General features: G+C 68.1%; 1 pseudogene. It reads left to right on the top strand.

Annotated elements, in window-relative coordinates:
* A pseudogene (locus AB0C16_RS41130) lies at window positions 1-348 on the top strand (DNA-directed RNA polymerase subunit beta); the annotation flags it as partial.

The following is a 348-nucleotide window of genomic DNA, read 5'->3' as shown; positions in this document are numbered from 1 at the left end:
ACGCACAAGAGGCGGCTGTCCGCGCTGGGTCCCGGTGGTCTGTCGCGTGAGCGGGCCGGCTTCGAGGTCCGCGACGTGCACCCGTCCCACTACGGCCGGATGTGCCCGATCGAGACCCCTGAAGGCCCCAACATCGGCCTGATCGGCGCGCTGGCCTCCTATGCCCGGCTCAACGCCTTCGGTTTCATCGAGACGCCCTATCGCAAGGTCGTCGACGGCAAGGTGACCGACCAGATCGACTACCTCACCGCCGACGAGGAAGACCGCTTCGTCAAGGCGCAGGCCAACACGACGCTCAACCCCGACGGCTCGTTCGCCGAGACCCGCGTCCTGGTCCGCACCAAGGGC

The sequence above is a fragment of the Nonomuraea sp. NPDC048916 genome, from assembly GCF_040649575.1.
In the GTDB taxonomy this organism is placed as follows: domain Bacteria; phylum Actinomycetota; class Actinomycetes; order Streptosporangiales; family Streptosporangiaceae; genus Nonomuraea.
This window is presented reverse-complemented; position numbering and strand designations above follow the sequence as displayed.